This is a genomic window from Micromonospora taraxaci, from assembly GCF_007830095.1.
Lineage (GTDB): Bacteria > Actinomycetota > Actinomycetes > Mycobacteriales > Micromonosporaceae > Micromonospora > Micromonospora taraxaci.
Genome location: NZ_VIWZ01000001.1, coordinates 291,499 through 315,577, shown reverse-complemented (window position 1 = coordinate 315,577; position 24,079 = coordinate 291,499). Strand labels below are relative to the sequence as shown.

Below are 24,079 nucleotides of genomic sequence, written 5' to 3'. Positions count from 1 at the left end.
AAAAGAAGGAGGCAGACGCTATGGGCTCCGTCCGCGTCGCCATCGTCGGTGTGGGTAACTGCGCCTCGTCCCTGGTTCAGGGCGTCGAGTACTACCGGAACGCCAACCCGAACGACCGCGTCCCGGGTCTCATGCACGTCGCCTTCGGCGACTACCACGTCAACTCCGTGGAGTTCGTCGCGGCGTTCGACGTGGACGCCAAGAAGGTGGGCATGGACCTCGCGGAGGCGATCGTCGCCAGCGAGAACAACACCATCAAGCTCTGTGACGTGCCGCCGACCGGCGTCAGCGTGCAGCGCGGCCCGACCTTCGACGGTCTGGGCCAGTACTACCGCGAGATCGTCGAGGAGTCCGACGCCACCCCCGTCGACGTGGCGCAGGCGCTGCGCGACGCGCAGGTCGACGTCGTCGTCTGCTACCTCCCGGTCGGCTCCGAGCAGGCCGCCAAGTTCTACGCCCAGGCCGCGATCGACGCCGGTTGCGCGTTCGTCAACGCCCTGCCGGTCTTCATCGCCTCCGACCCCGAGTGGGCCAAGAAGTTCGAGGACGCGGGCCTGCCGATCGTCGGTGACGACATCAAGAGCCAGGTCGGCGCGACCATCGTGCACCGCGCTCTCGCGAAGCTCTTCGAGGACCGGGGCGTCGAGCTGCTGCGCACGTACCAGCTCAACTTCGGCGGCAACATGGACTTCATGAACATGCTGGAGCGCAAGCGGCTGGTCTCGAAGAAGATCTCGAAGACCCAGTCGGTCACCTCGCAGATCCCGCACGAGATGAGCAAGAGCGACGTGCACATCGGCCCGTCGGACCACGTGCCGTGGCTGGACGACCGCAAGTGGGCGTACATCCGCCTGGAGGGTCGCTCGTTCGGTGACACCCCGCTGAACGCCGAGCTCAAGCTCGAGGTGTGGGACTCCCCGAACTCGGCCGGGGTCATCATCGACGCGGTCCGCGCCGCCAAGATCGCCCTGGACCGGAAGATCGGCGGCCCGATCCTGTCGGCCTCGTCGTACTTCATGAAGTCCCCGCCGGTGCAGTACGCCGACCACGACGCCCACCAGGCTGTCGAGGAGTTCATCGCCGGTGAGGTCGCGCGCTGACCTGCTGAACACCAACAGCATCGGCGAGGGCCGGGTCCGAACGGACCCGGCCCTCGCCGCGTTCACAAACCTCGCCGTTGGTACGGCGACCGCCTTACTTCCAGCTCGGCGTGCCCGCCTGGGCCTTCGCGGCACGCTTCGCCCTGCGCTCCTCGGCCGACTCGGCGCCTCGCGCCGTCGCGCTCGCGGCGAAGGGCAGAATGTCCGGGTTGACCGCACCGACGCCGACCACGAACGCCACCACGTCGATGATGATGTGGGTGGTCCGCGCGGCGTAGATGGAGATGACGTCGGTCGCCTCGTCGTTGAGGTAGCCGACACCCGACATGAACGAGTTAGCCACCACCTGGTTGGTCAGGTAGTTGATGTTCGAGAAGTTCGCCGGACGCGGGGTGTCGTACGGGAAGATCTGCACGAAGCCCGAGGCGACCGCCGTGGTTACGGTGAGGTTGCCGAAGAGGGCGTCCCCGAAGTAGACGAAGTCGCTCAGGTTGACGTGGATCGTCTGACCGTCCCGCAGGCGACCCGAGCTGTCCAGGGTCGTCGACGACTTGTTCAGGATCCGGGCGCGCGAAGCGGCCGACCGAGTGTCGATGACCCGCTGCGGCGAGACCGGCACGATCTGGTTCGAGTTGCCGGTGGTGTGCACGTACTCCAGGTACTTGCCGCCGCCGTACTCCGCGACCACCTGAATGTTGCTCTGGGTGTCCATGCCGATCGAGCCGCCGGGCGAGTCGCTGTGCAGCAGATCGCCGCTCGGCGTCAGCTGCAGCGCCGGGCGGGCCAGCACCAGGCCGTTCGAGGTGGTGGTGCTCGTGTTCGCCAGCCGCAACGTGGGGCCGGTCCCGGTGCTGGTCAGCTCCGTGGTGGTGGCACCGGCGGCGTTACTGGCACCCTGAACTACCGGGTCACCCGGGGCGGCCTGAGCGGGCGCAGCAACGGCGGCACCGACCACGGTCGTGCCGGCGACACCTGCCGCGACGGTGCCGGCGCGGCGCAGCAGCCGACGGCGGTTCACAGTCTTGTCCTGGTTCTCGGTCAAAGTTCCCCCGCAGAGTCGGTGAAATGACGCCCGATCATGGCGGATGGGGCAAGGTGTCCACATCGACCGATCGGCTGATGAATATGGATCGGCCCGTCGGGACAGGTCATGACCACGCCTGCTGCAGGGCCACCCGGGCTTCCAACTCCAGCAGGTACACCTTGCGCGGCAGACCGCCCCCGAAGCCGACGAGCCGCCCACCGGCACCGACCCTGCGGTGACAGGGCACGTGATCCTCGCCACCGCCTACGGGAACACGGGCGGCAGCGAGCCTCCTGATAATCCAGTCATGGCCTCCCGGACCGGCACCTCAGCGACGATCGCGCACCCCGGCCGGCCTCCTCGGCCCCGCATCGTCGCGCTGGCCTGCCTGTTGTTGGCACTGGCCGCCGTCGCGCAACTCGCCGCGCTGCCACTCATCTATTGGCACCAGAACTTCTTCCACGAGGCTGCCAGGTCCTTCGAGCCGGCGAGCGGGGTCGCTTTCGCCGGCTTGGGCAGCACCGCAGACCTGGCGGCCGACCTGTTGACCGCACTGCTGTCACTCGCACTCCTCGCCCTGGCCGCCGCCAACGTGGTGGGGGTGAACGGCGCGCGGATCGCCTCCTGGGCCACGGCGCCCTTTCTCGCCTGCTGCGCCACCGTCGGTGTGGTCCGGTCTCCCCGGCCGCTCTACTCCGTTTACTCCACCGAGGACATCGACCGGATCACCGTGCTGGCGCGGGACGCCATGCCGGGCTGGCTGGAGCCCCTGCTGCTCACTCTGGGTGTGGGCGCGCCGGTGGCCATCGTCGTCGCACTGGTCCTGCTGGCCCTGCCTCCGGCCAACGGCTTCTTCCGGCGGCGGCCCCCGGCCGACCCGCCGTGGCTGGCCCACTCGAGTGGTGACGTGCCGAGGAACTCAGTGCCAGGCGCGTAGCAGGGCCACCCCGGCCTCCAACTCCAGCAGCTTGACCTTGCGGGGCAGACCCCCACCGAAGCCGACAAGCTTGCCGCCCACGCCGACGATCCGGTGACACGGCACGATCACCGGCACCGGGTTTCGGTTGCAGGCCACGCCCACCGCCCGGGCCGCCCCGGGATCGCCGACGAGGCGCGCCACCTCGCCGTAGGTGAGCGTCTCCCCGTACGGAATCCGCGTCATCTCCTGCCACACGGCCCGCTCGAAGTCGGAGCCGCGCGGCATCGAGACCGGGATGGTGAACGCGGTCAACGCACCGGCGAAGTACGCCCGCAGTTCGGTCACCGCCCGCTGGGACAGCGGGTCGCCGGGCACGTCGACCGCCGCGTCGACCCGGCCGAAGGCGGTGCCGCAGACGTTCGTGCCGTCCGTGGCGACGGAGAACTCACCGATCGGTGAGTCGAGCACGGTCCAGCGCATCAACCCATTCTCCCCGATGCCGCCGCCGACGCGGCTGCCAGCGTCGGGCCGAGCGCCACTCGGCCGTTCGGCGTTGCGTGGCGTCGATACCGTCAAGGTCGTGGCAACGGGGACGCTCATCTTTCTGATCATCGGTGGGGCAGGCATCGCGGTGCTCGCGCTCGCCCTGCTCGGCACCGAGCTGCTCCATTTCGGGCACGCCGACGTGGACGGCCCGATCTCGGTCGAGACGGTCGCCGGCTTCGCCGGAGCATTCGGGTTCGGCGCGGCCATCGTCAACGAACTGCTCGGTGCGCGTACACCGGGAATGGTCGTCGGCGCGGTGGTCGGCGGCGTCCTCGCGGCCGTGCCCACCGGCTGGTTGGCTTCCCGGCTGAGCCGGGCGGCGCGCAACATGCGCACGGACCCCACCCCCACCCGTGACGACCTGGTAGGGGCGCTCGGCCTGGTCGTCACCCCGGTGCCGGTCGACGGGTACGGCGAGGTCCGAATCCGGCTCGCCGGCCAACCGGTCAAGCTCAGTGCCCGTGCGGACCAGCCGATACCGATCGGCGCCCAGGTGTTCGTCGTTCAGGCGCTGAGCGAGACAAGCGTGCAGGTCGAGACCTACTGATTTCCCCCTCGTAGACGGGACTCCTTATATGGCCCTGTTAATCGCCATCGGTGGCGCGGTCCTCCTCGTGCTCATCCTGGTGCTCTTCGTGCTCTCTCGAATCAAGGTGGCCGGGCCGAACGAGGCGTTCATCGTCACCGGTCGCAAGGGCCGCACCACGCAGACCGCCGACGGCGGACGGTCGACAGACACCTCCGGGCAGAAGGTCGTGCTGGGCGCGTCGGTGTTCGTGCTGCCGGTGGTGCAGAAGCTCCAGTCGCTCGACCTGTCCAGCCGACGGATCGACGTCGGCATCCGGGGCGCGGTGAGCAAGCAGGGCATCCGCGCCGACCTGCACGGCGTGGCGATCGTCAAGGTTGGCGGGACCGAGGACGCCATCCGGGCCGCCGCGCAGCGGTTCCTGCACCAACAGGACGAGATCGACAACTTCACCCGCGAGGTGCTCGCCGGCGCACTGCGCTCGATCGTCGGTCGGCTCACCGTCGAGGAGGTCATCCGGGACCGGGCGGCGTTCGCCAGCGCCGTGGCCGAGGAGGCCGAGCACTCGATGACCAACCAGGGCCTGGTGCTGGACACCTTCCAACTCCAGGACATCCTCGCCGAGGGCTCCTACCTGCAGGACCTGGGTCGGCCGGAGGCCGCCCGGGTGCTCAAGGACGCGGCGATCGCCGAGGCGCGGGCCCGACAGCAGGCCGAGCAGGAGCGCCTGCTCGCCGAGGAGGCCATCGCCGAGGCGAACCGGAACCTGGCCCTCAAGCAGGCCGGCATCCAGGCCGAGATCGACGCGGCGAAGGCGAAGTCCGCCGCCGCAGGCCCGCTCGCGCAGGCGGAACGGGACCAGGCGATCCTCTCCGAGCAGCAGAAGGTCGCCGAGCGCAACGCCGAACTCAAGCAGCGCCAACTGGACACCGAGGTACGCAAGCCGGCCGACGCGGCCCGGTACAAGGTGGAGCAGGAGGCGGAGGCGTCGCGTAACGCGGCGGTGCTGCACGCGGACGCGCAGCGGCAGTCGGTCATCGCCGCCGCGCAGGCCTCCGCCGAACAGGCACGGCTCACCGGTGAGGGTGAGCGGGCCCGACGTGCCGCGCTCGCCGAGGCGAACGCGATCGAGGGCGCCAAGGAGGGTGAGGCCGAGCAGCGTCGGCGTTCCGCCATCGCCGAGGCGGTCGAGCGGGAGGGTCAGGCAGAGGCGGCGGCCATCCTGGCCAAGGGTGAGGCCGAGGCGGACGCGATGGCGCGCAAGGCCGAGGCGTTCGCCGCGTACGGGGAGGCGGCGGTTCTGGACCTGCTGGTCAAGGTGCTGCCGCAGGTGGTGGAGGCGGCCAGCGCCCCGATCGGGGCGATCGACAAGATGACTGTCATCTCCACCGACGGTGCGTCGTCGCTGACGAAGTCGGTGGCCGGCAACGTGGCCCAGGGGCTCCAGCTCGGCAGTGACCTGACCGGGATCGACCTGGCCGGCCTGCTGGCCCGGCTCGGCTCGGCGTCGACGCCGGCCGGCAACGGCGCCTCGACCGGCAAGGGCGCGGCCGTGGACGGTACGGCAGTCGAGACGCGCTGACGCTGTACGCCGATGGGCGCCGCTCCCGGTTCGGGCGCGGCGCCCGTCTGATCGACTCGGGTTCCTAGAAACCCGGGGAGTCCTGGCGACCGGGACACCCCGGTTTCGGTGAAACCGAGTCGATCAAGGCCAGACGGCGGGCCTGCTGGAGCTAGTCGACCAGGCCCTCGGCGCGGGCCCAACGCAGCAACTCCACCTCGGCGGCGTCGCGGTCCAGCGGGCCGTGTTCGAGGCGCAGTTCCTTGAGGTGCTTCCAGGCCCTACCCACCACCGGCCCCGGCGGCACGCCGAGCAGCTCCATGATCGCGTTGCCGTCCAGGTCGGGGCGGACGCGGGCCAGATCCTCCTCGGCCGCGATCCGGGCGATCCGGTCCTCCAGCGCGTCGTAGTCCGCAGCGAGCTGCGCGGCCTTGCGCCGGTTACGGGTCGTGCAGTCCGAGCGGGTCAGCTTGTGCAGGCGGGGCAGCAGGTCACCGGCGTCGGCCACGTAGCGGCGCACCGCCGAGTCGGTCCACTCACCCCGCCCGTACCCGTAGAAGCGCAGGTGCAGCGCTACCAGCGCGGTCACCTTCGCGGTGATCTCCTTCGGGTACCGCATGGCCTTCATCCGGGCCTTGGTCAACCGCGCGCCGACCACCTCGTGGTGGTGGAAGCTGACCCGACCGTCGGACCCGACAGCCTTGGTCGCCGGCTTGCCCACGTCGTGCAGAAGGGCGGCCATCCGCAGGACGAAGTCGCACCCCTCGTCCTCGTAAGAGACGGCGTTCGAGACGACCGTCAGGGTGTGCTCGTAGACGTCCTTGTGCTGCGCGTGCTCGTCGATCTCCAGCTTCAACCCGGTCAGCTCCGGGAGGAACCGCTCGGCCAGCCCGGTGTCGACGAGCAGCCGCAGACCGGTGATCGGGTCGGCGCCGCAGAGCAGCTTGGTGAACTCGTCGCGGATCCGCTCGGCGGTGATCCGGTCCAGGTCGGCAGCCATCTCGGTCATCGCCCGGTGCACGTCCGGGTGCACGGCGAAGCGCAGTTGGGCGGCGAACCGGGCGGCCCGCAGCATCCGCAACGGGTCGTCGCCGAACGACTCGCCGGGGGTGCTCGGGGTACGGATCACCTTGGCCGAAAGATCGTCCAGGCCGCCGTGCGGATCGGTGAACCGGTGTTCCGGCAGGCTGACGGCCATCGCGTTGATGGTGAAGTCGCGCCGCTTCAGGTCCTCGTCGAGGCTGGTGCCGTAGACCACCACCGGGTTGCGGCTGACCTGGTCGTACGACTCCGCGCGGAAGGTGGTGATCTCCAGCCGGAGACCGTCGCGCTGCGCGCCGATGGTGCCGAACTCCCGACCGGTCTCCCAGATCGACTCGGCCCAGCCCTTGAGGATCCGCAGCGTCTCATCCGGGTGCGCGTCGGTGCAGAAGTCAAGGTCGTCGCCGAGTCGGCCGAGCAGCGCGTCGCGTACCGAACCACCCACCAGGTGCAACTCGTGACCGGCGCGGACGAAGCGGCGGCCCAACTCGTCGGCGACCGGGGAAACCCGGAGCAGTTCGGCGACGGCGTTGCGCTGCGCGGCGGTGAGTTCGCGGCGGTCGGCGGCGTGTGGAGCGGAGGCTTCGGACATGGGATCGCCAGCTTATCGGGCCGGGGTGTGATCCGATCCGCCGGGCGCGGGTAACGGGTGGGGGTTGACTATGGTCTGTGGCGTGCGGGTCGTTGTCCGACCCGACGTACCCCTGGGAGGCTGGAGATGAGCGGCGGGCTCTACCGCAGCGCCAACGCCGCGCAGGATGGCGGGCCCGGAGCCGGCGTACGTCCGGGAGACGGCGCCACGTTCATCTCGGCCGAGCCGCTGAACCAGCCGGCCCTGGAGTCGACCGCACCACCGCAGGAGCAGGTCGCGGAGGCCAGCGCGGCCACGAACAGCGCGGTGATGGCGGTCGGCAGCCTGGTCAGCCGGGGTACGGGCTTCCTGCGCAACCTCGTCATCGGTGCGGCCCTCGGCGGCGCGCTCGTCGGCGACGCGTACACCACCGCGCAGATCCTGCCCGGGATGGTCTACGAGTTCCTGCTCGGCGGCGTCCTCACCAGCGTGCTGATCCCGGTGCTGGTGCGTCGACGCAAGGCCGACGTCGACGGCGGCCAGGCGTACGCCCAGCGTCTGCTCACCCTCGCGGTGCTGGCGCTCGGCGCGGCGGCCATCCTGGCGGTGGCTCTGGCCTGGCCGCTGACCTGGCTGTACGGCAGCAGCGAGTCGACCGAGGCGTATTCCAAGCTGGTCCGGCACCTGTCGTACCTGATGTTGCCGATGATCTTCTTCTCCGGGCTCTCCGCGTTGATCAGCGCGGTGCTCAACACCCGGGGTCACTTCGCCGCCCCGATGTGGGCGCCGATCCTCAACAACCTGGTGGTCATCGGCACCGCGGGCCTCTACATCGCCATCTTCGGCGCGAAGATCGTCCAGCCGGAGGACATGACGGCCGGCCGGATCATCCTGATCGGTGGCGGCACCCTGGTCGGTGTCGCGGTGCAGGCGACCGGCCTGCTTCCGGCGCTGCGCAAGGTCGGCTTCCGCTGGAAGCTGCGCTTCGACTTCCGCGCCCTCGGGCTGCGTGAGCTGGGCCGGCTCGGCGCGTGGATGATCTGCTACGTCGCGGTGAGCCAGGTCGGCCTGATCGTGCTGTTCAACCTGCTCAACCGGGCGGGCAAGGAGAACGCAGCCGGTCCACTGATCTACAACAACGTCTTCCTCCTGCTGATGACGGCGCACGGCATCATCGCCGTTTCGATCATCACGGCGTTGATGCCGCGGATGAGCTCCGCCGCCGCCGACGGCCGGTACGCCGACCTCGCCGCCGACCTCTCCCGTGGCACCCGCACGGTCACGGCGGTGCTCGCTCCGATCGCGGTCTGCTACGCCGTCCTCGCCACGCCTATCGCGTTCACGCTGTTCCGGGTCGGCGCCTTCACCGAGGACAACGCCACCGCCACCTCCGTCGTGCTGCTCGCCGCCGCGCTGGCGCTGGTCCCGTTCGCGGTGAGCCAGCTCTTCACCTTCGCCTTCTACGCGCTGCCGGACACCCGCACCCCCGCGCTGATCAACATTCCGGTGGTGGCCCTGCGGGTCGGCGTGCAGATCGTGCTCTTCGCGGCCTTCTCGGCGAGCTTCGCCGGCGCCGGAATGATGATCGGTAACGCGGTGTCCTACCTGGCGGCTGCCATCGGATCGGCCTGGCTGCTCCGCCCCCGCGTCGGGCGCATCGGCCTCGGCGAGATCATGCGGACCGGCGGTCGTGTCCTGGTCGCGGCGCTCGGCGCCGCGTTGGTCGGCCTGATCGTCGTGAAGCTGCTCCCCGGCGACGCTACGCCGAGCCGCCTCCAGGCGATCGTCCAGCTCGTGATCGGCGGCGCGGTGATCGCGGGGACCTACCTGGGTCTGGCGATGGTGCTGCGGATCAGTGAGATCACCGAGGTGGTCGGCATGGTCCGACGTCGCCTCGGTCGCTGATCGTCAACAACAGATCACAACAAGTTGGCACAGATACAGATCGTCACTGCGGATCACCAGGCTGGGGATGCACCTGTGGATAACTCCGCGTTTCGCCGGTCAACCACCGCATCAGGCTGTGGATAACCAACCGTATGGCTGAGCGTGGCAGGCCGATCGGCGGGAACAGCTCAGTTGTTGGGAGCATCGCACCAGGCCAGCCCCGGCGTCGGTCACTTGCGGTGAAGCCGTAGATTAGCTAGTACATGTGCCAGCAACGTGGCTGACAACGGTCGTAACCGGACGACTTCTCCGACTGCCGGGAACCCGCCAGGTACGGCGGGAAGATGACATGTCGGGGAGACGGGCAACCCGGGTAAGGTCGCTCTCGACGGGTACGGCAGGGGCCGACGCTGCGCGTCGAAACCGGTCGGCCGGTTCCTTCAACGGCAGAGCGGGAAGCCACATGCCCAGCAGTGCGGGTCCATCGATCGACACGATCACCGAGGGAGGACGGGTGACCCAGGTCGGCGAGGGTCAGGAGGCGGACGAAAGCGCTCCTCCGGTCATGACCTTCGGTGCTCCCACGGCCGGTGAAGTCCTCGCCGAGCGGTACGAACTGGTCGAGCACATCAACAACGACAGCGCGGGTCGGCTGGTCTGGCGCGGGGTCGACGTCATCCTTCGCCGTCCCGTCGCGGTAGTGCTGCGCTACCCGGGCGGCGACTCCGCCACCGAGATGCTTCAGGCCGCCGTCGCGGCCAGCCGGGTCATCCACCCGAACCTGGTCGGCGTCTACGACGCGATCGACGAGGCCGATCGGGCGTACGTGGTCCGCGAGTGGGTGGATGGGCAGTCCCTGCGGGACCTGACCGCCGACGGCCCACTGGACCCGGCCCGCGCCACCGCGATCGGCAACGCCGTCGCGAGTGCGCTCGCCGCGGTACACGCCACCGGCATGGTGCACGGCAACGTCCACCCCGGCACCGTCATGATCAGTGACGAGGGCCGCGTCGTCCTGGCGGACGCCCGCACCGACGGCGCCGACAGCCAGGAGAACGACATCCGGGCGGTCGGCGGCGTCCTCTACTTCGCCCTGACCGGCTACTGGCCGCACACGGAGGCACCGCTGCGGGGCGCCACCGCCGGCCACGGCCGTGCCGCCATCCCCGACGCCGTTCGGGACGCTGCGGGCGTCCTCGCCGCACCCCGCCAGGTCCGGGCCGGTGTGCCGGCGTACCTGGACGACCTGACCATGGATCTGCTCGACGCCCAGATCGCTCCGCCGTCCTCCGACGTGCTCGCCGCCGAGCTGGCCCGTCTGGACGTGCCGGCCGAGGAGGAGCACTACCTCGACAACAGCGGGCCGTTGCGGTTCGCCGCCGAGACCGGTGAGGAGCCATCGCCTCTGGCTGCGGCCGGGGGGCGCAAGGTCGCCCTGGGCATCGCCAGTCTGCTGGTGGTCGCCCTGGTCGGCCTCCTGATCGGGATCAGCACCCTGGGCGACGACGGCGACAAGGGCTCTCAGGCCGACCAGCCTCCCGCTCCCACGTCCAGCGCACCGGCCGGCGATGCCACCCCGGCCGCCAACGAGGTGCGCAAGCTGGCGGTGAAGAACGTCCGGATCATCGACCCGGACAGCAAGAACCGCAGCGAGGTCGGCGGGGCCGAGAAGGTCATCGACGGTGACGAGGACAAGGGCTGGGAGACCGAGACGTACCGGGACCGCCCCAACTTCGGCAACCTCAAAAAGGGCATGGGGGTCTGGCTCGACCTCGGCGAGCCGCACAGCGTCAAGTCGGTGCAGGCCGTGCTCTCGGCCCCTGGCGCGTCCGCCCGGCTCATCTCCGGCACGACCAACCCGCCGTCGAACTCGAATGGCGACAAGCAGTTGGTCGCCAACTACACGGACTTCATCGGGCAGCCCTTCGAGGACCACGACGGCGCCACCATGGCGTTCAACGGGTTCGACGCCGACAAGAAATATCAGTACCTGCTGTTCTGGATCACCGAACTGCCCCCTTCCGAGGGTGGCTTCAAGCTGGGCGTGCAGGAGATCACGGTCCAGGGGTCGTGAGCCTGACGGCTTCCTCCTGGCACTGCTTCGACCGGACGTGGTGATGGACGGGCACGCCGCAGCTACCGATCTGGAGCTGCTGCGTGCCCATGTCGATGGCGACCCGCACGCTTTCGCTGAATTGTTCCGGCGGCACCGCGACCGGCTCTGGGCCGTCGCCCTGCGTACCCTCGGGGACCGCGAGGAGGCAGCCGACGCTCTCCAGGACGCGCTGCTGTCCGCGCACCGGGCGGCGGCCCGGTTCCGCGGCGACTCCGCCGTCACGACCTGGCTGCACCGCATCGTGGTGAACGCCTGCCTGGACCGGATCCGTCGCCGGCAGGCGCACCCGACAGTGCCGCTGCCGGACGGCAACCGCGCCGAGGACGGCTCGGGCGTCGGCGGACCCGAGCCGGCCGCCCCGGCACCGGACCACGACACCGCGCTGGTGGTCCGCGAGGCGCTCGCCGCCCTGCCCCTCGAACAACGCGCCGCACTGGTGCTGGTGGACGTCCAGGGCTACCCGGTCGCCGAGGTCGCCCGCATCCTCGGCGTCGCCGAGGGCACCGTGAAGAGCCGGTGTGCCCGGGGCCGGGCCCGTCTGGCGGTACTGCTCGGCCATCTCCGCCCGGCCGTGGCCGCCGCGCCCTCGCCCCGACCGGATCCAACGGGCCTGAGCGGTGACGTGCCAGCCGTCACTCCGGGGAACCCTGGCCCTGCAGAGGGCGTCGGATCGAGGTCGAGCCGGTACCGGCGGGACGCCAACCAGGAGGACACGTGACGACCGAGGGGTTCCGGGAGGTCGACAACGACCTCCTCGCTGACTACCTCGGCGGGGCGTTGGACGGCACCCCGCAGCAGGAGGAAGTCGCCCGGCTGGTGTCCACGGACCCGGCGTGGGTCGAGGCGTACGCACAGCTGGCGCCCGCGTTGACGGAGGTTCGCGCGAGCCTGGCCCGCTGGGCCGAGCCGTCACCGGAGATGCCGCAGGCGATCGTCGACCGCATCTCAGCCGCTCTGGTGGCCGCGGAGCCGACGTCGGGCGACCTCATGCCCGAGCACCGCGGCGACACCGCCACGCCACCTGTCGTACCGGCCCAGGGCCGGGCCGGGCGCCGGCCCGCCACACCCACGACGTCGGGGCATCGGGCACCCGCCGGGCCAGGTCGGCGGTGGCGTGAGTGGGTCCGCCGCAGCCGACCGGTGGCCGCCGTCACGGTCGCCGTGGTCGCGGTCGCGCTCGGCCTCACCCAGGTGTCCCGGAGCGGCTCGCGCGACACCAGTGGCACCAGCGCCCTCGACCGGCCGGCCAGCGCGCCCGAGGGCGTCGCGGGGGCCGACCCGGCCCGCACCACCGGGCCGCCACTACGCAGCGGTACGGACTACTCCCCGCAGATCCTCGGCAACGAGCAGGGCACCATGCAGAGCGCGCCGAGCCCCAGCCGGGCGACCGGCAACACGCCCGGCACCCAGCCGGAGGTGGACGCCGGTGGAAGTCGGCGTCCCGTGAGTGAAGGGCTGGACCAACTGGCCCGGCTTACCGGCGAGGCCGCGCTGAAGACCTGCCTGACCACGGTGACGACGGAGCACGGGAACGGCCCGCTGGTGGTCGACGTGCTGGACTACGCCCGGTTCCAGGGCGAGCCGGCACTGGTCATCCGTTTCACCGACGCGACCGGGGCCCGATGGGCCTGGGTGAGTGGCCCGGAGTGCGGGGTGCCAGGGTCCGGCTCGGACAGCCGGTATTCGTCGCGGGTAGGGTGAATCCACGGTCGATGGCGCGATGACCGCCCACGTGACCTGACCCACCGGATGCCCGGCTCGGGAATCCCCGGTTCGTACGATGACGTTCTGGAAGTCAGCTGTCGGCCCCACCCAGGCGTCGGCAACTCGGATCGGCATCGGTGCTCACGCCGACGCCGAACACACACAACTCGGGAGACGGCAGTGGACGAGGTCCGCAACCTGATCATCATCGGCTCCGGGCCGGCTGGCTATACGGCGGCGGTCTACGCCTCGCGCGCCAACCTGAAGCCGCTGATCATTGAGGGCGTGCAGTCCGGTGGTGCGCTGATGACCACGACCGAGGTGGAAAACTTCCCCGGCTTCGCCGACGGCATCCTCGGCCCCGAGCTGATGGACAACATGCGCAAGCAGGCCGAGCGGTTCGGTGCCGAGTTCCTCACCGACGACGTGACCCGGGTCGAGCTGGTGGACACCGGCGACGTCGGCTCCGGCGCGGTGAGCACCGTCTGGGTCGGCGAGACCGCCTACCGGGCCAAGTCCATCATCCTCTCCACCGGTTCGGCCTGGCGGCCGCTGGGCGTGCCCGGTGAGCAGGAATACCTGGGTCACGGTGTCTCCGCGTGCGCCACCTGTGACGGCTTCTTCTTCCGTAACCAGCACATCGTGGTCGTCGGCGGCGGTGATTCGGCGATGGAGGAGGCCACCTTCCTCACCCGCTTCGCCGAGTCGGTCACCATCATCCACCGCCGCGACTCGTTCCGGGCCAGCAAGATCATGGCCGATCGGGCGCTGAGCAACGAGAAGATCAAGGTCGAGTGGAACAGCACCGTCGAGGAGATCCTCGGCGACGACGGCAAGGTCACCGGCGTACGGGTCCGCAACGTGCACACCGGCGAGACCAAGGTGATGGACGTGACCGGCGTCTTCGTGGCCATCGGTCACGACCCGCGCAGTGAGCTGTTCCGCGACCAGGTCGAGCTGGACGACGAGGGCTACGTCAAGGTCCACGCCCCCAGCACCCGCACCAACGTGCCCGGCGTCTTCGCCGCCGGCGACGTGGTCGACCACACCTACCGTCAGGCGATCACCGCGGCCGGCACCGGCTGTGCCGCCGCGCTCGACGCCGAACGGTTCATCGCGACGCTCGGCTGAAACAAGGAACACATCCCGGAGGAGGGGCATAGTGGGAAATACCAAGGCGGTCACGGACAAGAGTTTCGTCGCCGACGTGCTGCAGGCCGACAAGCCGGTTCTGGTGGACTTCTGGGCCGAGTGGTGCGGCCCCTGCCGCAAGGTGTCGCCGCTGCTCGAGGAGATCGCGGGCGAGATGGGTGACCAGGTCACCATCGTCAAGCTCAACATCGACGAGAACCCGGAGACCGCACGGGCCTACCGCGTGATGTCGGTTCCGACGCTCACCGTCTTCAAGAACGGTCAGCCGGTGCAGTCGATCGCCGGCGCCAAGCCGAAGGGCGAGCTGGTCCGGCTCATCCAGTCGGCTCTCTGACCAGCAGGACACCGACCGAACCCCGTACCCGCTCGCCGGGTGCGGGGTTCGTCGTCTCCCGGCTGTTTTTCCTGGCCCGCCACCTCGCCGCCCCGGAGCGCATAGCCTCAAGCCGAGGCCGCCCGGCCAGCCAGCGTCGTGCAGAGGGGGTCGTGCGTGCGTCCGATCCGACCCGGTGACCGAGGACCCGCGGTCACGGAGATCCGTACCATCCTTCTCAGCCTCGAACTCCTCCCCGCCGCCGGGACGCACGCCGACGAGTTCGACCTCGACACCGAGCGGGCGGTCCGCGCGTTCCAGCAGTCCCGCGGGCTCAGCGTGGATGGCCGGGTCGGTGCGGAGACCTGGCGTGCCCTGGACGCCGCCCGCTGGCGGCTCGGCGCCCGCACCCTCTACCACGCCGTCCCCGAGCCGCTCACCGGCGAGGACGTCCGGTCGCTCCAGGAACGGCTGCTGGAGATGGGGTACGACGTGGGCCGGGCCGACTCGATCTACGGCATCCGGACGGCCCGCGCGGTAGCGCAGTTCCAGCGCGAGGTCGGGCTCACCCCCGACGGCTCCTGCGGCCCACACACCATGAACGCGCTGCGCCGGATCGGCCGCAAGGTCGTCGGTGGCCGCCCGCAATGGCTCCGCGAGTCCGATGCCATCCGGCAGTCCGGGCCGGCGCTGGTCGGCAAGACGGTGGTCATCGACCCCGGGCACGGGGGCACCGACCCCGGGATGGTGGTACCCGACGGGTCGCTGCGCTGGACGGAGGCGGACCTGGTGCACGACCTGGCCAGCCGCCTGGAGGGGCGACTTGCCGCGTCCGGGGTACGGGTGCAGCTCACCAGAGGACCGTCGCCCGACAGGTGCCTGCCGGACACGGACCGCGCTCTGCTGGCCAACTCGCTCGGTGCCGACGTGTTCATCTCGCTGCACCTGGACGGCCACGCCAACCCGGACGCGGAAGGTGTCGCGACCTACCACTACGGCACCGACAACGGGGTGACCTCGGCGACCGGTGAACGCCTCGCCGGGCTCGTGCAGCGGGAGATCGTCGCGCGTACCGGACTGCGGGACTGCCGTACCCATGCCAAGACCTGGGAACTGCTGCGACTGACCCGGATGCCCGCCGTGCGGGTCGAGGTCGGGTACCTCACCTCACCCACGGACCGCGCCCACCTGGTCGACCCCCGGTTCCGGGACCGTGTGGTGGAGGCGATCGTCGCCGCGGTGCAGCGGATGTACTACCCGATCGAACGGGACGTCCCGACCGGTTCGCTGGACGTCAGCGAACTGCGGGCCGTCGTGGCCGCCGGCACGGTTATCGACTGATCGCTGCGGGACCGACGCCCGCCGGCGGGTCGACCGTCAGCCGTTGGTGGAACGGGTCGCCGGGGCGGGGCGAACCGGTCGGAGCAGAGTTTCCGGGCTCATCGACCCGAGCAGCTTCTCCAGCGCGTACTCGACGTCCGACTTCCAGCTCAGCGCGGTGCGCAACTCGAGACGCAACCGGGGGAACCGCGGATGCGGACGTACTGTCTTGAACCCCACCGAGAGGAAGAAGTCGACAGGTGCCACGCAGCCACCCGACGGATCGTCGGCGTCACCGAACTTCGCGTCACCGAACGCCTCAATGGCCTTGATCCCCCGCTTGGTGAGATCCCGGGCGACGCCCTGCACCAGCATCCGGCCCAGGCCGCCACCGGCGAACGCGGCGACCACGTTGGCGGTCATCAGCAGTGCCGCGTCGGCCGAGACCGGTGAGGTCGGAAACGCCATCGAACGGGGCACGTAGGCGGGCGGAGCGTACATGACGAAGCCCGCCGGCATGCCGTCGACGTACGCGAGCTTGCCGCAGGAACCCCACTCCAACAGCGTCTGGGAGACCCACGCCTCCTTCTCCAGGCCCGGATCACCGGCAGCGCAGGCCCGGTCAGCGGAGACCGGATCGAGCTCCCAGTAGACGCACTGCCGGCACGGGCTGGGAAGGTCCTCAAGCGTGTCGAGGGTCAGGCTGACCAGACGTCGCGACATATGGCGCATCCCCACAATAGGCTCGGTGGTGAGACCGGCATGGAACGACAGCGCCGCCTTCCTGCCCCCCGACGAGCGATCGTACGCCGCCGATCGGCGATGCGGGAGGGGACGCGCAGATGCCCACCGCACCGGGGGACGCGAGCGGACGGTCCGCCATGTGGTCGATCCGTCTCGGCACCCAGGCAGCGGGGCTCTGGCGGACTAGGATCGACAATCGGCGCCCCGCCGCCATGGTCACCGGCGTGTGGGGTACCCGGGGCGGGAGCCACCCGAGCAGCGATCGAGGTGAGGTCATGACCGGCACGACACTCGACGACTACACCGACCGGTACGCCCGGCGGGTACGCGGGATGACCGCCTCGGAGATCCGAGCACTGTTCGCGGTAGCAAGCCGCCCGGAGGTCGTCTCGCTCGCCGGTGGCGCTCCGTACATCGCCGCGCTGCCGCTGGACGCGGTCGGTGAGATGCTCGGCCGGCTCGGCTCCGAACACGGTGTGAGCACCCTCCAGTACGGCATCGGTCAGGGCACCCTCGAGCTGCGCGAGCGGATCTGCGAGGTCATGTCGCTCTCCGGGATCGACGCGGCGTGCGGTGCCTCCCCGGAGGACGTCGTGGTCACCGTGGGCGGGCAGCAGGCCCTGGACCTGGTCGCCCGGCTCTTCCTCGACCCGGGTGACGTGGTGCTCGCCGAAGGGCCGACGTACGTCGGTGCGCTCGGAGTGTTCCAGGCCGCCCAGGCGCAGGTCGTGCACGTACCGATGGACGAGGACGGGCTCGTCCCCGAGGCGCTGGAGGCGGCCATCGCCGACCTCGCGCGTGCCGGCCGCCGGGTGAAGTTCCTCTACACGATCCCCACCTACCAGAACCCGGCCGGCGTGACGCTCAGCGAGGAGCGCCGGGAACGGGTGCTCGACATCTGCGAGCGCGCCGGCCTGCTCGTCGTCGAGGACGACCCGTACGGTCAGCTGGGTTTCGAGGGCGAGGCCCCGGCACCGTTGCGGGCTCGCCGCCGGGACGGCGTGTTCTACCTCAGCACCTTCTCCAAGACCTTCGCCCCCGGGCTGCGGGTCGGTTGGATCCTCGCGCCGCACGCGGTCCGCGACAAGCTGGTCATCGCCAGCGAGGCGCAGATCCTCTGCCCGAGCGGTTACGCCCAGGCAGCCGTGGCCACCTACCTCGGCACGATGCCGTGGCGGCAACAACTCAAGGTCTACCGCGAGGTCTACCGGGAACGCCGGGACGCCCTGCTCGACGCGATGACCGACCTGATGCCCGAGGGCACCAGCTGGACCACCCCGGCCGGTGGTCTCTTCGTGTGGGCCACCCTGCCCGACGGGCTCGACTCCAAGGCCATGATGCCGCGGGCGATCGCCGCCCGGGTCGCCTACGTGCCCGGCACCGGTTTCTACGCCGACGGCACCGGCACCGGCGCGATGCGCCTCAACTTCAGCTTCCCGCCGCCGGAGCGGATCCGCGAGGGCGTCCGCCGGCTGGCCGGTGTCATGGAGCAGGAGATCGCGATGCGACGGGTCTTCGGCCCCGTGGGTGGCACCGCCGGCCGACGCGGCCGGGCCGGCTCCGACGTGCCAGGGCCCGACTTGGCATGATGCCGGCATGGGTACGACCGCCATTGAGCGCCTCCTCGTGACCGATTCCGCAGCTTCGCCCGACCTACGCGTGGTGGTGCTCGCGGGTGGGCTCTCCTATGAGCGGGACGTGTCACTACGCTCCGGCCGCCGGGTGCTCGACGCGCTACGTGCCGTCGGGGTGGAAGCCGAGATGCGGGACGCCGACGTGGCGCTGCTACCAGCGCTCGCCGCAGACCCGCCGGACGCCGTGGTGATCGCACTGCACGGTGCCACCGGCGAGGACGGCTCACTGCGGGGAGTCCTGGACCTCTGCGACATCCCGTACGTCGGCTGTGACGCCCGAGCATCCCGGCTCGCCTGGGACAAGCCCTCCGCCAAGGCGGTGCTCCGCGAAGCCGGCATCCCCACCCCGGACTGGGTGGCGCTCCCACACGATCGCTTCTCCGAGCTCGGGGCGGTCGCCGTACTGGACCGGATCGTCGACCGGCTGGGCCTCCCTCTCATGGTGAAGCCGGCGCAGGGTGGGTCCGGGCTCGGAGGCGCGGTGGTCAGGGACGCCGCAGCGCTGCCCGCCGCGATGGTCGGCTGCTTCGCGTACGACTCCACAGCACTGGTGGAGCGGTACGTTGCCGGCATGGACGTCGCGGTCTCCGTGGTCGACCTCGGTGACGGTCCGCAGGCGTTGCCGCCGGTGGAGATCGTGCCGCGCAACGGTGTCTACGACTACGCGGCCCGCTACACGGCCGGCCGCACCACCTGGCACGCTCCAGCACGGCTGGACCCGGAGGTGGCCGCCAGGGTCTCCGACGTGGCTCTCGCCGCACACACCGCACTCGGCCTGCGGGACCTCTCCCGCGTCGACGTGATCGTGGACGCGTCCGGCCAGCCACACGTGCTGGAGGTCAACGTCTCGCCGGGCATGACCGAGACCTCACTGCTGCCGCTCGCCGTGCAGGCGGCAGGGCTGGACTTCGGGCGCCTCCTCGGCACGCTGGTGGGTCGCGCAGCGGCACGCCTCGCCGCGTCCTGATCTGCCCAGCAACGTCCTACGTCCTGATCTCCTCGGCGGAGCGCCGTGTCCTGATCTGCTTGGGACGCGCCGCGTCCACAACGCGTGTGCCGACCTGATGGTCGGCACACGCGGATGCCGTTGCCGGCCCTGTGGGCAGTCGCGCACCACGGGGCGTGGATCGTCGAGGCGTCGCGGTGCGAGACGTCGAATGCCGCCGCATCGACCGCCGGCCCCGCGGCGTCCTTGATGCTGCTGTGTTCGATGTCCGGGGTGGCCGTTGGGCGGGGACTCGTCCTCTGCGTGAGAGGGATGGCCTCGTTACTGGCGGCCGTTTGTGGCGTCGTCGGTGGCGTCGTCATCCGGGTCGTTGAGGACAGACCGTGCGTTGACGGGTGCCGTCACCGTGCCGGCGATCCCGGGCGTCGGCGTGTCGGAGGCCTGGTTGCTCGACGTTGCGGTGCCAAACGTCGGCGCGCCGGCCGGCGTTCCGCCTGGCGCCTCGTCGACTGATGCCGGCTCATCGGATCCACTCGTCGGATCGCTGAGAGGTGCGGCGGAGCCGGCTTCGGCGTCCCCGTCGAGCGCTACCGCGTCAGGTGCGGATGCGGTATCGCCCTGGGCCGCATCGACGTCGACGGCGGCATCCGGTGCTGGCTCGGGAATCTCCTCTGCTGCCTCGATGACAGAGACAGCGGCTGCCTCGGCGGCGGCGGCATCCGCCGCGGCCGACTGAGCCAGAAGGCTGGACGGCGCCTGCCACTGGATGCGGGGTGGCTCGGCGAGCGGGCGGCCACCGAACTCGGCGAGCCAGGCGGCGACGAGCGCCAGGTTCTCCCGCCACTGGGCCTCGGAGATCGGCGGCAGGATCGAGTCCCAGAGGGACAGGAAGGTGCCCCGCAGTTGAAGGCGGCCGTAGGGCCGGGCGAGGAACCACATGTGCAGGTGGGCCGAGCCGTCACCCCACCGGTTGACGTGCACCCGGGCCACGCCGTCGAGGGACCGGATGGCCCGCTCCAGACGTACGGTCATCACGCCCAGCTCGGCAGCCAACAGGTTCGGCAGGTCACCGAGGTCGAGGTGCGTCCGCGATTCGAGGATGAGCACCATGGGCAGCCCGGTCGGCCGGTCCATGGCGCGTACCCGCCACCGCTCCCCGACCCAGATGTAGGCGTCGTCGGGCGCGTTACAGGCGGTGCATTCCCGGAGACCCTCGCCCTTCCGGGGCGGTTCGACCGGGACCGGATCATCGAGTTGCTTCACGTGAAGGTCACCCTCGAAGGGGAACGACGGCCACTGGGTGAAGTCCGGCACTGAGGGAGGGGTGTCGTGCACGACGCTGACCCTAACCGAGTCTGGCACCGGTGTCCCTATCTGAACGATCGATCTCGACAGAGCAAATCGGCACCCGTTGCCGACCCGGCACGTCGGGTCACGGGCCTCTGGTCGACCGGTATCCACAGCCTGCCGAGATCCTGAACACGGGCCGTCATCCACAGGCATGCACCCGCTCCCACGCGCTGTTTCACGTGAAACAGAGGGTGCCTGTGGAAAACCGGTGTGGATAACTTTTCCGCCTGTCGGTCGTTGTCCGCAGACCGCCGAAGAGGGCTGCTGCGACTGTTCGCCGACACCCCCTTTTTGGTGCTGTGCTGCGCGTCTCTCGTTCTCGCGGCGATCCCTGGACGCGTACGGCCACCCTTGAATCGATCATCAGCCGAACGTCCGCCTCAGGTCCGTGGAGGTCTCGCGGGCGCAGTCCGGGGGCACGTTATCCACAGGGTTGGGATAGCTGTGCGCACGCCCGACTCGCCGACGCGCTCAGTGCCGGCGGCCACAGGTCTATATACCGTCGCGCGGGGACGGCTCGTGCACGGCAGCACGCGTCCCATCGGCGTTCCGGCCAGGCCCCCCTTCGGTGGCCCGGATCGTCAATTCAACCGTGATCGAGCGCGCAAAGTCTCAGACGACCGATATGGCACGCGGCCGGATCGCTCAGCGGGGCTGAGAGGCGCACCGAACAGCTCGGTCGACCGCAACCACCCCCACGGCCCTCCGGGACCGCAGCGGGCCGCTCAGCGGTGCGCAGGACGCCCCAAGAGCATCCGCTGGGATCGCCCCGCCTGGCAGCCCTCGCCGGTCGCCGTTTCACGTGAAACAGCGCATCCGACGAACCTGGCCGCGTCGAGGCTCGGACTGCTCACGATCGACTCGTCCGTCGAGCGCCCCCATCAGTGCGGAGCAAGCACACAGCCGGCGAACCAGCGAGCCACAACGACCGCCCAGCGCTCTCCGCAGGAACAGTGAAGGCCTAACCTCGCTCGACTGCTGGCTGCTGCTCCTGCCGGCAACTGATGACCTGCCGGGCGAACGCGAACGCGCCTCGTCGGGGACCCGGACGAGACCGAGCAGGCGGGCACCGTCCGCCAGCCGCCTAGTCGCCAGCCGGGATCCACTCGCCGTTTCACGTGAAACGGCGAGTGGATACAGAACGGCCGCGCACCCCGGTGGGTAGCGCGGCCGTCAGCGAGAGGAGAGGTCAGCCCTCACCCTCCTCCTGTTGCACTCCGATGATCCCGACGATCCGCTCCAGGTCGTCCACCGTCGCGAACTCAATCGTGATCTTGCCCTTGCTCCGACCGATGTCCACCTTCACCCGGGTGTCGAAGCGGTCGGAGAGCCGGTCGGCGAGATCGTTCAAGGCTGGCGCGTGTGCCTTCGGGCGGCGCTTCGCGGCTTGGCTCTTGGCAGACCCGTCGTTGAGCGTCAGCGCCACGATTTCCTCGGTCGCCCGGACCGACAGGCCCTCGGCCACGATGCGCAACGCCAACTGTTCCTGCGCCTCTGCCTCGTCCAGGCTCAGCAGTGCACGGGCATGCCCAGCCGACAGAATCCCCGCTGCCACCCGGCGCTGCACCTGAGCCGGCAGGTTCAGCAGCCGGATCGTGTTCGAGATCTGTGGGCGACTCCGGCCGATCCGGCGGGCCAGCTCCTCGTGGGTGGCCCCGAATTCCTCCAGCAGTTGCTGGTAGGCAGCGGCCTCTTCGAGAGGGTTGAGGTTGGCCCGGTGGATGTTCTCGAGCAGCGCGTCGCGGAGCATGGCGTCGTCACGGGTGTCCCGGACGATCGCCGGGATGTTCTCCCGCCCCACCGCCTGGGCGGCACGCCAACGCCGCTCACCCATGACGAGTTCGTACTTCTCGTCGTCGAGCTGGCGGACGACGATGGGCTGGAGGAAGCCGACCTCCTGGATCGACGTCTTGAGTTCTTCCAGTGCCTCCTCGTCGAAGACCTGACGGGGCTGCTTCGGGTTGGGCAGGATCGCGTCGACCGGGATCTCGGCGAAGCGTGCTCCCGGTACCGGGCTGAGAGTGGGCTCCGGTTCGTGGATCGGCACCCCGACGGACACCGCAGGAGCGGCGGCTGTGGCGGCTGCCCCCTCCTGCTCGTTGTCCGGTTCAGCAGCCGTCGCGGTGCCGGCGGCATCCGGCGCCGGTCCGGTCGGGATCAGCGCCCCAAGGCCCCTACCCAGACCGCCCCGAGGACGGTTCTTCATGCCACGCCTCCCAACGACTCATCCGCACTACGCATTCCGGCCCACCGGCTCCTTGACGCCTCGCTCGGCGATCTCCTGGGCGGCCTCGAAGTAGCTCGTTGCTCCCCGCGAACCGGGATCGTAGGTCATCACCGACTGGCCGTAGCTCGGTGCCTCGGAGACCCGGACGTTGCGGGGGATGACCGCCTGGAGGACCTTGTCACCAAAGTGGTTCCGGACATCCTGCTCGACGGCGTCGGCCAGCCTCGTACGGCGGTCGTACATGGTCAGCAGGATCGTGGAGACGTCGAGCTTCGGATTGAGGTGCTGGCGTACCAGGTTGATGTTGTTGATCAGCTGGTTGAGTCCTTCCAGTGCGTAGTACTCGCACTGGATCGGAATCAGCACCTCCTGCGCGGCCACCAGGGCGTTGACCGTGAGCAGGCCGAGCGAGGGTGGGCAGTCGATGAAGACGTAGTCGAACTGGCCGGGGTAGGCGGCGATGGCGCGGTCCAGCCGCGACTCACGCGCCACCACCGAGACCAGCTCGATCTCCGCACCGGCCAGGTCGATGGTCGCGGGTACGCACCAGAGGTTGGGGATTCCCTCGACCGCCTGCGCCACCTCCACCAGCGGGACGCTGTTGATCAGGCAGTCGTAGACGTCCGGGATGCCGGTGTGGTGCGGGACGTTGAGCCCGGTCGAGGCGTTGCCCTGCGGATCAAGGTCGACCACGAGCACCCGGTTGCCGTGCAGGGCGAGCGCCACCGCAAGGTTGACGGTGGTGGTGGTCTTACCCACGCCGCCCTTCTGGTTGGCGACGCACATGACCCGGGTCCGGTCCGGTCGAGGCATGGTCACCTCGCCACTGGGATTCAGGATCTGCACGGCGCGCATCGCCTCCATAGCCAACGGTGGGTCATCCTCTTCGCGCGTCGACGTTTCACGTGAAACGTACGTGGGGTCAGCGGCCACGGCGGCCAACGACTCGGTCGAAGCGACCGGCGCTTCGGTGACCATCGACGCCGTGTCCGGAACAGCCGCCGCGGTGGGCTGGTGCGGAACCGCCGACTCGAACCGAACCGCCGCGGCGGTGTTGCGACGCCCCGAGCTCGACCGCACCTCGGCGGCGTTGACCGGTCGGCTCAGCCCCTCCGAGGTCCGACGAACGCTCGCAGGCTCCGGGGACGAGCTCTCCGGCCCCGGGCGGTGGTCACGTGAAGCCGGCGGATCGCCTTCTCCTGACCCGGTCGCGCTGGGAGACCAGCTCGGGTAGTCGGTTTCACGTGAAACGGGATCGTTGGTCGCCCCAGTCACGTGTGGATCGTCGTACCTGCCGTCGTCATGCACCTGTCATCCCTGCCCGCTTCGGATGGTCGGTCCGCGCCCCGGTCAACTTGGCCACACCACGCTCGCAACCCGGAGCGTGTGACCCTCGGG

The 24,079-nt window shown here is 70.0% G+C and carries 20 protein-coding genes and 1 pseudogene; 13 read left to right on the top strand and 8 right to left on the bottom strand.

All coding sequences use genetic code 11. The features are described 5' to 3' along the window. The first annotated feature begins 20 nt into the window (after positions 1 to 20). Positions 21 to 1,100 (top strand): inositol-3-phosphate synthase, encoded by a 1,080-nt coding sequence (locus FHU34_RS01550; protein WP_145778348.1) that lies wholly within the window; start codon positions 21 to 23, stop codon positions 1,098 to 1,100. Between the two features lie 94 nt (positions 1,101 to 1,194). Here the strand turns inward: FHU34_RS01550 and FHU34_RS01545 are convergent, their stop codons facing one another. Together FHU34_RS01545 and FHU34_RS01540 are read right to left on the bottom strand one after the other, a co-directional pair. Then, the gene (locus FHU34_RS01545) at positions 1,195 to 2,118 is read right to left on the bottom strand and encodes a hypothetical protein (protein ID WP_145778347.1); all 924 of its coding nucleotides are present in this window, start codon (positions 2,116 to 2,118) and stop codon (positions 1,195 to 1,197) included. Between the two features lie 130 nt (positions 2,119 to 2,248). After that, a pseudogene (locus FHU34_RS01540) lies at positions 2,249 to 2,371 on the bottom strand (MGMT family protein); the annotation flags it as partial. 60 nt (positions 2,372 to 2,431) lie between these two features. Between FHU34_RS01540 and FHU34_RS32790 the strand changes: the two are divergent. Beyond that, positions 2,432 to 3,061 carry a hypothetical protein gene (locus FHU34_RS32790; RefSeq protein ID WP_167524741.1) on the top strand — a complete coding sequence of 210 codons (630 nt, stop codon included), beginning with the start codon at positions 2,432 to 2,434 and terminating at the stop codon, positions 3,059 to 3,061. Here the strand turns inward: FHU34_RS32790 and FHU34_RS01530 are convergent. Beyond that, positions 3,044 to 3,523 (bottom strand): methylated-DNA--[protein]-cysteine S-methyltransferase, encoded by a 480-nt coding sequence (locus FHU34_RS01530; protein ID WP_145778346.1) that lies wholly within the window; start codon positions 3,521 to 3,523, stop codon positions 3,044 to 3,046. The two genes, FHU34_RS32790 and FHU34_RS01530, sit on opposite strands and share 18 nt — an antisense overlap. 16 nt (positions 3,524 to 3,539) lie before the next feature. Between FHU34_RS01530 and FHU34_RS01525 the strand changes: the two genes are divergently transcribed. Together FHU34_RS01525 and FHU34_RS01520 are read left to right on the top strand one after the other, a co-directional pair. After that, positions 3,540 to 4,136, top strand: a complete 597-nt coding sequence (locus FHU34_RS01525; RefSeq protein ID WP_145778345.1) for an NfeD family protein — start codon at positions 3,540 to 3,542, stop codon at positions 4,134 to 4,136. Between the two features lie 28 nt (positions 4,137 to 4,164). Then, positions 4,165 to 5,697 (top strand): flotillin family protein, encoded by a 1,533-nt coding sequence (locus FHU34_RS01520; RefSeq protein ID WP_145778344.1) that lies wholly within the window; start codon positions 4,165 to 4,167, stop codon positions 5,695 to 5,697. Positions 5,698 to 5,848: 151 nt separating this feature from the next. On the opposite strand, the gene FHU34_RS01515 is transcribed toward FHU34_RS01520, so the two are convergent. Then, entirely contained in the window at positions 5,849 to 7,309 is a 1,461-nt protein-coding gene (locus FHU34_RS01515) for a CCA tRNA nucleotidyltransferase (protein ID WP_145778343.1), read from the bottom strand. Between the two features lie 126 nt (positions 7,310 to 7,435). On the opposite strand from FHU34_RS01515, the gene murJ reads away from it, so the two are divergent. The 7 genes from murJ to FHU34_RS01480 all read left to right on the top strand — a co-directional run bounded on the left by murJ (position 7,436) and on the right by FHU34_RS01480 (position 15,801). Continuing rightward, the gene (gene murJ, locus FHU34_RS01510) at positions 7,436 to 9,193 is read left to right on the top strand and encodes a murein biosynthesis integral membrane protein MurJ (protein WP_145778342.1); all 1,758 of its coding nucleotides are present in this window, start codon (positions 7,436 to 7,438) and stop codon (positions 9,191 to 9,193) included. A gap of 445 nt (positions 9,194 to 9,638) precedes the next feature. Beyond that, complete coding sequence (locus tag FHU34_RS01505; protein ID WP_145778341.1) at positions 9,639 to 11,249, top strand: protein kinase family protein; 1,611 nt, start codon at positions 9,639 to 9,641, stop codon at positions 11,247 to 11,249. 43 nt (positions 11,250 to 11,292) lie between these two features. Further along, the gene (gene sigM, locus FHU34_RS01500; protein WP_145778340.1) at positions 11,293 to 12,009 is read left to right on the top strand and encodes an RNA polymerase sigma factor SigM; all 717 of its coding nucleotides are present in this window, start codon (positions 11,293 to 11,295) and stop codon (positions 12,007 to 12,009) included. Continuing rightward, positions 12,006 to 12,992: a hypothetical protein gene (locus FHU34_RS01495; RefSeq protein ID WP_145778339.1), complete on the top strand. Its 987-nt coding sequence runs from the start codon at positions 12,006 to 12,008 to the stop codon at positions 12,990 to 12,992. Before sigM ends, FHU34_RS01495 begins: the two co-directional genes overlap by 4 nt. Positions 12,993 to 13,175: 183 nt before the next feature. After that, the gene (gene trxB, locus FHU34_RS01490) at positions 13,176 to 14,126 is read left to right on the top strand and encodes a thioredoxin-disulfide reductase (RefSeq protein WP_145778338.1); all 951 of its coding nucleotides are present in this window, start codon (positions 13,176 to 13,178) and stop codon (positions 14,124 to 14,126) included. Between the two features lie 31 nt (positions 14,127 to 14,157). Further along, positions 14,158 to 14,481 carry a thioredoxin gene (gene trxA, locus FHU34_RS01485; RefSeq protein ID WP_088987049.1) on the top strand — a complete coding sequence of 108 codons (324 nt, stop codon included), beginning with the start codon at positions 14,158 to 14,160 and terminating at the stop codon, positions 14,479 to 14,481. A 156-nt stretch (positions 14,482 to 14,637) separates the two neighbouring features. Beyond that, positions 14,638 to 15,801, top strand: coding sequence for an N-acetylmuramoyl-L-alanine amidase (locus FHU34_RS01480; RefSeq protein ID WP_145778337.1), 1,164 nt, complete (start codon positions 14,638 to 14,640; stop codon positions 15,799 to 15,801). Between the two features lie 36 nt (positions 15,802 to 15,837). Here the strand turns inward: FHU34_RS01480 and FHU34_RS01475 are convergent, their stop codons facing one another. Further along, positions 15,838 to 16,503, bottom strand: coding sequence for a GNAT family N-acetyltransferase (locus FHU34_RS01475; protein ID WP_088987047.1), 666 nt, complete (start codon positions 16,501 to 16,503; stop codon positions 15,838 to 15,840). Between the two features lie 296 nt (positions 16,504 to 16,799). On the opposite strand from FHU34_RS01475, the gene FHU34_RS01470 reads away from it, so the two are divergent. Next, positions 16,800 to 18,113: an aminotransferase-like domain-containing protein gene (locus tag FHU34_RS01470; protein ID WP_145778336.1), complete on the top strand. Its 1,314-nt coding sequence runs from the start codon at positions 16,800 to 16,802 to the stop codon at positions 18,111 to 18,113. A gap of 7 nt (positions 18,114 to 18,120) precedes the next feature. Then, positions 18,121 to 19,125 (top strand): D-alanine--D-alanine ligase family protein, encoded by a 1,005-nt coding sequence (locus FHU34_RS01465; RefSeq protein ID WP_145778335.1) that lies wholly within the window; start codon positions 18,121 to 18,123, stop codon positions 19,123 to 19,125. Between the two features lie 300 nt (positions 19,126 to 19,425). On the opposite strand, the gene FHU34_RS33500 is transcribed toward FHU34_RS01465, so the two are convergent. The 3 genes from FHU34_RS33500 to FHU34_RS32785 all read right to left on the bottom strand — a co-directional run bounded on the left by FHU34_RS33500 (position 19,426) and on the right by FHU34_RS32785 (position 23,989). Continuing rightward, positions 19,426 to 20,418 carry a hypothetical protein gene (locus tag FHU34_RS33500; RefSeq protein ID WP_244311879.1) on the bottom strand — a complete coding sequence of 331 codons (993 nt, stop codon included), beginning with the start codon at positions 20,416 to 20,418 and terminating at the stop codon, positions 19,426 to 19,428. 1,225 nt (positions 20,419 to 21,643) lie between these two features. Beyond that, positions 21,644 to 22,660 (bottom strand): ParB/RepB/Spo0J family partition protein, encoded by a 1,017-nt coding sequence (locus FHU34_RS01455; protein WP_145778334.1) that lies wholly within the window; start codon positions 22,658 to 22,660, stop codon positions 21,644 to 21,646. A 27-nt stretch (positions 22,661 to 22,687) separates the two neighbouring features. Then, positions 22,688 to 23,989 carry a ParA family protein gene (locus tag FHU34_RS32785; RefSeq protein ID WP_145778333.1) on the bottom strand — a complete coding sequence of 434 codons (1,302 nt, stop codon included), beginning with the start codon at positions 23,987 to 23,989 and terminating at the stop codon, positions 22,688 to 22,690. Positions 23,990 to 24,079 lie beyond the last annotated feature (90 nt).